The sequence below is a fragment of the Streptomyces niphimycinicus genome (assembly GCF_018883605.1).
GTDB classification, from domain to species: domain Bacteria; phylum Actinomycetota; class Actinomycetes; order Streptomycetales; family Streptomycetaceae; genus Streptomyces; species Streptomyces niphimycinicus.
On record NZ_JAHLEM010000737.1, the window covers coordinates 1 to 9,369 of the forward strand.

The following is a 9,369-nucleotide window of genomic DNA, read 5'->3' on the forward strand; positions in this document are numbered from 1 at the left end:
ACGGGTACGACGCTGGGCGACCCGATCGAGGCGCAGGCGCTGCTGGCCACCTACGGCAAGGAGAAGTCTTCCGAACAGCCGTTGTGGCTGGGCTCGATCAAGTCCAACTTCGGCCACACACAGGCGGCGGCCGGTGTCGCGGGCATCATCAAGATGGTGCTGGCGATGCGGCACGGCGTTCTGCCGAAGTCGCTGCACATCGATGAGCCGTCGCCGCATGTGGACTGGGAGTCGGGCGCTGTCTCGCTGCTGAGCGAGGCGCGGGAGTGGCCGGAGACCGGGCGTCCGCGCCGGGCCGGTATCTCCTCCTTCGGCATGAGCGGCACCAACGCGCACGCCATCATCGAGCAGATGCCGGAGCCCGAACCGGCCGCGGCGCCCGCGCTTCCGGCCGCTCAGCCGTCCGTTGAGCCGTCCGCGGAGCCGTCCGTTCTGCCGTGGGTGTTGTCCGCCAAGACCCCCGAGGCGCTGCGCGCCCAGGGGGCCCGGCTCCGGGCCCATCTGGCCGACCACCCCGGGCTGTCCCTCGCCGACATCGGCCACTCGCTGGCCACCTCCCGGGTGTCCTTCGAGCACCGGGCGGCGCTCGTCGCCGCGGGCCGGGACGGCTTCCTGGCCGGTCTCGACGCGCTCGCCGAAGGCCGCACCACGACCGGGCTGGCCGAGGGCACGGTGGCCGAGGGCGGCAAGCTGGCCGTCCTGTTCACCGGCCAGGGCAGCCAGCGGCTCGGCATGGGCCGTGAGCTGTACGACGCCTACCCGGCGTTCGCCGAGGCGCTCGACGCCGTCTGCGACGAGCTGGACACACATCTCGAACGGCCCCTTCGTGAGGTGCTGTTCGGGGACGACGCCGAGGAGCTGGACCGGACCGGCTTCACCCAGCCCGCGCTGTTCGCGGTCGAGGTGGCACTGTTCCGCCTGGTCGAGACCTGGGGAGTGAAGCCGGACTACCTCTCCGGCCACTCGATCGGCGAACTGGCCGCCGCCCATGTGGCCGGTGTGCTCTCGCTCGCGGACGCCGCGAAGCTGGTGGCCGCCCGTGGGCGGTTGATGCAGCGGCTTCCGGCCGGTGGCGCGATGATCGCCGTCCAGGCGTCCGAGGACGAGGTGACCCCGCAGCTCGGCAAGCGGGTGAGCATCGCGGCCGTCAACGGCCCGACCTCGGTCGTGGTCGCGGGCGACGAGGACGCGGCACTGGAGATCGCGGCGTCCTTCGAGGCGGAGGGCCGCAAGACCAAGCGCCTCACCGTCAGCCACGCCTTCCACTCGCCCCATATGGACGGCATGCTGGACGCCTTCCGCGAGGTGGCGCACACGGTGACGTACCAGGCCCCGAGCGTCCCGATCGTGTCCAACCTGACCGGTGCCGTGGTCTCCGCCGAGGAGATCATGACGGCCGACTTCTGGGTGCGCCACGTCCGCGAGGCCGTCCGCTTCCTCGACGGCGTACGGACGTTGGAGGCCCAGGGCGTCACCACCTACCTCGAACTCGGCCCCGCCGGCGTCCTGACCGCCATGGCCCAGGACTGCGTGACCGACGCCGACGCGGCTGGATTCGCCGCCGCGCTGCGCAAGGGCCGCCCCGAGGCGGAAACGCTGCTCACCGCGGTCGGCACCGCCCAGGTCCGGGGCGCCGCCGTGGACTTCACCGCGCTGTACGCGCCGTACGGGCCGCACCAGGTCGACCTGCCGACGTACGCCTTCCAGCGCCGCTCGTTCTGGCTGAACGCCGGACCGGTCGGCGGCGACGCCACCGCGATCGGCCTGCACGCGGCCGGACACCCGCTGCTGGGCGCCGCCGTGGAGCTGCCCGACTCCGACGGCATCGCCTTCACCGGACGGCTCTCCCTCCAGACCCAGCCCTGGCTGGCCGACCACGCCGTGATGGGCACCGTCCTGCTGCCCGGCACCGCGTTCGTGGAGCTGGCGCTGCGCGCCGGGGACCACGTGGGCTGCGACCGCCTGGACGAACTGACCCTGGAAGCCCCGCTGATCGTGCCCGACCAGGGCGCCGTCCAGCTCCGGCTCGCGCTCGCCGCGCCCGACGACACCGGCCGCCGCGCGCTGACCCTGCACTCCCGCACCGAGGGCGCCCCGGCCGACGAGCCCTGGCTGCGCCACGCCACGGGCGCCTTGGCGGCGGGCGTGGTGGGGGGTTCGTTCGACCTGACCGCATGGCCGCCCGCCGAGGCGGAGCGCATCGACACCGACGGCCTCTACGAGGGCCTGGCCGAGGCGGGCTTCGGCTACGGCCCGGTCTTCCAGGGCCTGACGGCCGCCTGGCGACGCGGCGACGAGGTGTTCGCCGAGGTACGCCTGCCGGAGGACCGCAAGTCCGACGCGAGCGCGTTCGGGCTCCACCCGGCACTGCTGGACGCCGCACTGCACGCGCTGGGCTTCCAGTCGACTGCGGAGGGCACCGGCCAGGGCCGCCTGCCGTTCTCCTGGACCGGCGTCTCCCTGCACGCGGTGGGCGCCTCGGCGCTGCGTGTGCGGCTGGATGGCACGGCCACCGGCACGGTGACCCTGGAACTGGCCGACACGACGGGCGCCCCGGTGGCATCGGTCGAGGCCCTGGCCCTCCGCACGATCTCCCCGGACCAGTTGGGCGCGTCCCGCCCGGGCGGCCCGTCCGACTCCCTGTTCCGCCTGGACTGGGTGCCGGTAGCGGCGTCGCCGTCCGGAGAGACAACCCCCGACCGGTGGGCGGCAGTGGGCCCCAACACCCTGGGTCTGACGAGCTACCAGGACCTGGCGGCGCTGGCAGAGGCACTCGATTCCGGTGCGAAGCTGCCGGAGTACGTAGTGATGTCGCTGCCCGCAACGGACCCGGCATCCGTCGTGACTACGGCAACTCACGCGTCTACGGCAACTCAAGCCCGTCCGGCGATTGAGGACACGCCCGAAGGGCGTACGGGCGTGCACTCGGACGGCGCGGCATCTGATGGCCCGGATGCGGCATCTCCAGCCCGTCCGGCGTTTGAGGACCGGGGCCTTGGGGCGGAGCCCCACCACGCGGCGGAGCCGCATATCGATGCTTCGGGAAGGGGCGGGATTGGGGAAAACCCCACCCGAGCCGCACACCACACCACCACCCAGACCCTCACCACCCTCCAGACCTACCTGGCCGAAGACCGCTTCGCGGACACCCGCCTGGTAATCCTCACCACCGGCGCCGTAAGCACCACCCCGGACGAGTCCGCACCCGACCCGGCCCAAGCCGCCGCCTGGGGCCTGGTCCGCTCCGCACAAGCGGAAAACCCGGACCGCATCGTCCTGGTGGACACAGATGGCCAGGGCAAGCCACAGGACACTGTGGCCACCGCTCTCGCCACCGGCGAACCTCAGATCGCGATTCGTGACGGCGCCATCCGGGCGCCAAGGCTGGCCCGGGCCACCGTGGCGGCGGAGAACCAGGCCCCCGAGTGGAACCCCGAGGGCACGGTCCTGATCACGGGGGCCACCGGCACCCTGGGCACCCTGTTCGCCAAGCACGTGGTGGCCGAGCAGGGCGTACGCCACCTCGTCCTGCTCAGCCGCCGTGGCGCGGAAGCCCCCGGCGCCGCCGAACTCACCGCCGAACTCACCGAGCTGGGTGCCGAAGCCCGTTGGGCGGCCTGCGACGCGGCCGACCGCACCGCCCTCGCGGAGGTCATCGGGTCCATCCCCACCGCCCACCCCCTCACCGCCGTCATCCACACGGCAGGTGTCCTGGACGATGGCGTGATCGCCTCGCTGACCCCGGAGCGCATGGCCCACGTACTGCGCCCGAAGGTCGACGCGGCGTGGAACCTCCACGAGCTGACCCAGGACGCGGACCTGTCCGCATTCGTCCTGTTCAGCTCGGCCGCGGGCGTCTTCGGCGGTGCGGGCCAGGGCAACTACGCGGCGGCCAACGCCTTCCTGGACGCCCTCGCCCAGCACCGCACCGCACAGGGCCTGCCCGCCACCTCCCTCGCCTGGGGCCTGTGGTCCGTGGCCGGCGGCGGCATGGGCGGCGGCATGGGCGGCGAGCTGGACGAGGCGGAAATCGCCCGCATCCGCCGCGGCGGCATCGGCGTGCTCACGGCCGAGACCGGCCTGGAGCTGTTCAACGCCGCGCAAGGCTCGGACGAGGCGCTCCTCGTACCGCTGCCGCTCGACATGGCGGCCCTCAGGGCGCAGGCCGGAAGCGGCATGCTCCCCGCGCTCTTCCGCGGTCTCGTCCGGGCCCCCGCCCGCCGAGCCGCCGAGTCCGCGGCGGCCGCCGCGGCCGGTGCCGAGGCGCTGCGGGAGCGGCTCGGCGGGCTCTCCGAGCCCGAGCGGGAAGAGGTGCTGCTGGAGCTGGTGTGTACCCAGGTGGCGGCCGTGCTCGGCTACCCGGGCCCGGAGACGGTCGACCCGGCCCGCTCGTTCAGCGAGGTCGGCTTCGACTCGCTGACGGCGGTGGAGCTGCGCAACCGTCTGAACGCGACCACCGGAGTCCGGCTCCCGGCGACGCTGGTCTTCGACTACCCCACACCGAACGCACTGGTCGAGTACTTGCGCGGGGAGATCCTGCCGGACGACGCGACGGCGGTCACCTCGCTGCTCGCGGAGCTGGACGGGCTGGAGAAGTCCCTGTCCGGGGCCACCCCGGACGACGAGGGCCGGAGCAGGATCACCGCGCGGCTACAGGCACTGCTCGCGCAATGGAATGACGACCGAGGACCGGAAGACGGCGCCGGAGTCGCGGAGGAGCTGGAGTCCGCCACGGACGACGACCTCTTCGACTTCATCGGCAAGGAATTCGGGATCTCCTGAAATGACCGTGGCCGGCGTGAAGTGACAAGGTCTTCCGGATTCCTCGAGAGGGAAACGCACGTATGAATGAGGAAAAGCTCCGCTACTTTCTCAAGCGGGTGACCGCCGACCTGCATGAGACCCGGCGCCGCCTGCAAGAGGTGGAGTCGGAGGACCAGGAGCCCATCGCGATCGTCGGCATGAGCTGCCGCTACCCGGGCGGCGTCGAGTCGCCCGAGGACCTGTGGCGTCTGGTGTCCGAGGGCGGGGACGGCATTTCCGAGTTCCCCACCGACCGTGGCTGGGACATCGGGCGGCTCTTCGACGACAATCCGGACGGCGCGGGCACGAGCTATGTCCGGGAGGGCGGTTTCCTCCACGACGCCAACTACTTCGACCCGGCGTTCTTCGGCATCAATCCGCGCGAGGCCCTCGCGATGGACCCCCAGCAGCGGCTGCTGCTGGAGACCACCTGGGAGGTGTTCGAGCGGGCGGGCATCGACGCCACCTCCGTGCGCGGCACCCGTACCGGTGTCTTCGCGGGCGTCATGTACCACGACTACGCCTCGCGGCTGCGCGCCGTGCCGCCCGGTGTCGAGGGCTATCTCGGCACCGGCGGCTCCAGCAGCATCGCCTCCGGCCGGGTGGCGTACACCTTCGGTCTGGAGGGCCCCGCGCTCACCGTCGACACCGCGTGCTCCTCGTCGCTGGTGACCCTGCATCTGGCCATGCAGGCGCTGCGCAACGGCGAATGCTCGCTGGCGCTGGCGGGCGGTGTGACCGTGATGTCGACGCCCGGCACCTTCACCGAGTTCAGCCGCCAGCGCGGGCTGTCCTTCGACGGCCGCTGCAAGTCCTTCGCGGCGTCGGCGGACGGCACCGGCTGGTCCGAGGGCGCGGGCATGCTGCTGGTGGAGCGGCTGTCGGACGCCCGCCGCAACGGCCACAAGGTGCTGGCCGTCGTCCGTGGCTCGGCCATCAACCAGGACGGCGCGTCCAACGGTCTGACCGCGCCCAACGGCCCGTCCCAGCAGCGCGTCATCCGCCAGGCGCTCGCCAGCGCCCGGCTGACCGCCGACCAGATCGACGTGGTCGAGGCACACGGCACCGGTACGACGCTGGGCGACCCGATCGAGGCGCAGGCGCTGCTGGCCACCTACGGCAAGGAGAAGCCCGCCGAACGGCCGCTGCTGCTGGGCTCCATCAAGTCCAACGTCGGCCACACCCAGGCCGCCGCCGGTGTCGCCGGGATCATCAAGATGGTCAAGGCCATTGAGCACGGCTTTGTGCCCAAGTCCCTGCACATCGACGAGCCGTCGCCGCATATCGACTGGTCGGCCGGGGCCGTCTCGCTGCTGACCGAGGGCCGGCCGTGGCCGGAGACCGACCGTCCGCGCCGCGCCGCCGTGTCCTCGTTCGGTATCAGCGGCACCAACGCCCACCTGATCATCGAGCAGGCGCCGGTGGCGGAGGACACCGAGGTCGAGGAGGCCGAGGAGGCCCCCGCCGAGGAGACGGCGGAGCCCCGCACCCTCCCGCTGCTGCCGTGGCTGGTCTCCGCCAAGGGCGAGGACGCCCTGCGCGCCCAGGCCGCCCGGCTCCACAGCTTTGTGGCCGAACACCCCGAGCTGGACCCGGTGTCCCTCGGCCACTCCCTCGCCACCACCCGCGCCGCCCTGGAGAACCGGGCCGCCGTCATCGCCGGTGACCGCGCGACCTTCCTCGACCGCCTCGCCGCGCTCGCCTCCGGTGAGCCCGCCGCCGGGGTGGTCCAGGGTGTGGAGACGCGGGGCAAGCTGGCGTTCCTCTTCACCGGCCAGGGCAGCCAGCGCCTCGGCATGGGGCGCGAGCTGTACGCGACCTACCCGGCGTTCGCCGAGGCGTTCGACGCGGTGTGCGCCGCGTTCGACCCGCGCCTCGAACGGCCCCTGAAGGACGTGCTGTTCGGGGGCGACGCCGCCGCGCTGGACCGGACCGGGTTCACCCAGCCCGCGCTGTTCGCCATCGAGGTGGCGCTGTTCCGCCTCGTCGAGTCGTGGGGCCTGAAGCCGGACGTGGTCTCCGGCCACTCCATCGGCGAGATCGCCGCCGCGCATGTGGCGGGGGTGCTCTCGCTCGACGCCGCAGCCCTGCTGGTGGCGGCCCGGGGCCGGTTGATGCAGCGGCTGCCGGGCGGCGGCGCGATGATCGCCGTCCAGGCGTCCGAGGACGAGGTGGCGCCGCTGCTGACCGAGCGCGTCTCGATCGCCGCGCTCAACGGCCCGACGTCGGTCGTCATCGCCGGTGACGAGGACGCGGCCGTGGAGATCGCGGAAGGCTTCGCGGCCCAGGGCCGTAAGACCAAGCGGCTCACCGTCAGCCACGCCTTCCACTCGCCGCTGATGGACCCGATGCTGGAGGCGTTCCGCAAGGTCGCCGAGAGCCTGACGTACGAGACCCCGAAGATCCCGGTGGTCTCCAACCTGACCGGCGGCATAGCGCCCGCCGCCGAGATCGCCACCGCCGACTTCTGGGTCCGCCACGTCCGCGAGGCCGTCCGCTTCCTCGACGGCATGCGCGCCATGGAGGCGCAGGGCGTCACCACCTACCTCGAACTCGGCCCGGACGGGGTGCTGTCCGCGCTCGGCCAGGAGTGCCTGGTGGGCGAGTCCGAGCAGGTGGCGTTCGCCGCCACGCTGCGGTCCGGCCGTCCCGAGGCCGAGACCCTGACCACCGCCCTGGCCACCCTGCACACCCGGGGCACGGCCCCCGACTGGGCGGCGTACTACGCGGGGACCGGCGCCGAGCGCGTCGAACTGCCCACCTACGCCTTCCAGCGCGAGCACTACTGGCTGGACGCGGGCACCGCCTACGGCGACGTGACCTCGTTCGGCCTCGGCACCGCCGACCATCCGCTGCTCGGCACGGCCGTGTCCCTGGCCGACGCCGAGGGCTTCCTGTTCACCGGGCGGCTCGCCCTGGACACCCACCCGTGGCTGGCCGACCACGCCGTCATGGGCGCGGTGCTGCTACCCGGCACCGCCTTCGTGGAACTGGCCGTGCGCGCCGGTGAGCAGGCCGGCTGCGACCTGGTCGAGGAACTCACCCTGGAGGCCCCGCTGATCCTGCCCGAACGGGGCGGGGTCCGACTCCAGATCGCCGTGGGCGCCCAGGACGACACCGGCCGCCGCACCCTCGCCCTCCACTCCCGTCCCGACGAGGCCGGAGACGACGAGCCGTGGCTGCGCCACGCCACGGGCGCCTTGGCGGCGGGCACGGTGGAGGGTTCGTTCGACCTGAGTGCCTGGCCGCCCGCCGGGGCGGAGCGCATCGAGACCGACGGCCTTTACGAGGGCCTGGCCGAGGCGGGCTTCGGCTACGGCCCGGTCTTCCAGGGGCTACGGGCCGCCTGGCGGGGCGACGGCGAGGTCTACGCCGAGGTCGCCCTCCCCGAGGACGCCGAACCCGGCGCCGCCGTCTTCGGCCTGCACCCGGCCCTGCTGGACGCCGTACTGCACACCATCGGTCTCAGCGACCTGACCGAGAACCCGGGCCAGGGCGGACTGCCCTTCTCCTGGACCGGTGTCCGCGTCCACTCGGTGGGCGCGGACAGCGTACGGGTCCGGCTGTCCCCGGCCGGAAACGGCACGGTGTCCCTGCAACTCGCCGACGTCACCGGCGCCCCGGTGGCCGAGGTGGAACGCCTCGCACTGCGCACGGTCTCCCCGGACCAACTGAACACAGACCGCTCCGGTGGAAGCGCGGCGGACGCCCTGTTCCGCGTGGACTGGACAACGATCCCGACACCGTCCGGCCCGGCATCCACGGACGGCTGGGTGGCGGTGGGCCCCAATCCCCTGGGCCTTGAGACCTACCCGGACCTGACCACCCTGACCGAGGCGGCGGGGAAGGCCCCGGAGTACATCGTGGTGTCGCTGGCAACTCAAGCCCAAGCTGCGGCACTTGAAGGCCCAGGTGGGGCAAATCAAGCCCGTCCGGCGATTGAGGACACGCCCGAAGGGCGTACGGGCGCGGCACCTGAAGGCCCGGGCGCGGCACACCCAGCCCGTCCGGCGCTTGAGGACCGGGGTCCAGGGGCGGAGCCCATGGTTGCGGGAAGGGGCGGGATTGGGGAGAACCCCACCCGGGCCGCACACCACACCACCACCCAGACCCTCACCACCCTCCAGACCTACCTAACCGAAGACCGCTTCGCCGACACCCGCCTGATCATCCTCACCTCCGGCGACGACCTGGCCCACGCCGCGGCCCGCGGCCTGGTCCGCACGGCCCAGTCGGAGAACCCGGGCCGAATCCTGCTCGTGGACGTGGACGGCCACGCCGATTCGCTGGACGCACTGCCGACGGCTGTGGCATCCGGCGAACAGGAACTCGCGGTGCGCGAGGGCACGGTGAAGGCCCCCCGCCTGGCCCGCGCCACCGTGGCGGCGGAGAACCAGGCCCCCGAGTGGAACCCCGAGGGCACGGTCCTGATCACGGGGGCCACCGGCACCCTGGGCACCCTGTTCGCCAAGCACGTGGTGGCCGAGCAGGGCGTACGCCACCTCGTCCTGCTCAGCCGCCGTGGCGCGGAAGCCCCCGGCGCCGCCGAACTCACCGCCGAACTCA

Annotated in this window: 2 protein-coding genes; both read left to right on the forward strand. The window is 72.8% G+C overall.

The annotated features are described in order from the left end of the window. On the forward strand, window positions 1–4,782 hold a 4,782-nt coding region (locus KN815_RS41455), incomplete at its 5' end, for a type I polyketide synthase (RefSeq protein ID WP_216346946.1). A 62-nt stretch (window positions 4,783–4,844) separates the two neighbouring features. Beyond that, a partial coding sequence (locus KN815_RS41460; protein ID WP_216346947.1) for a type I polyketide synthase occupies window positions 4,845–9,369 on the forward strand: 4,525 nt, incomplete at its 3' end.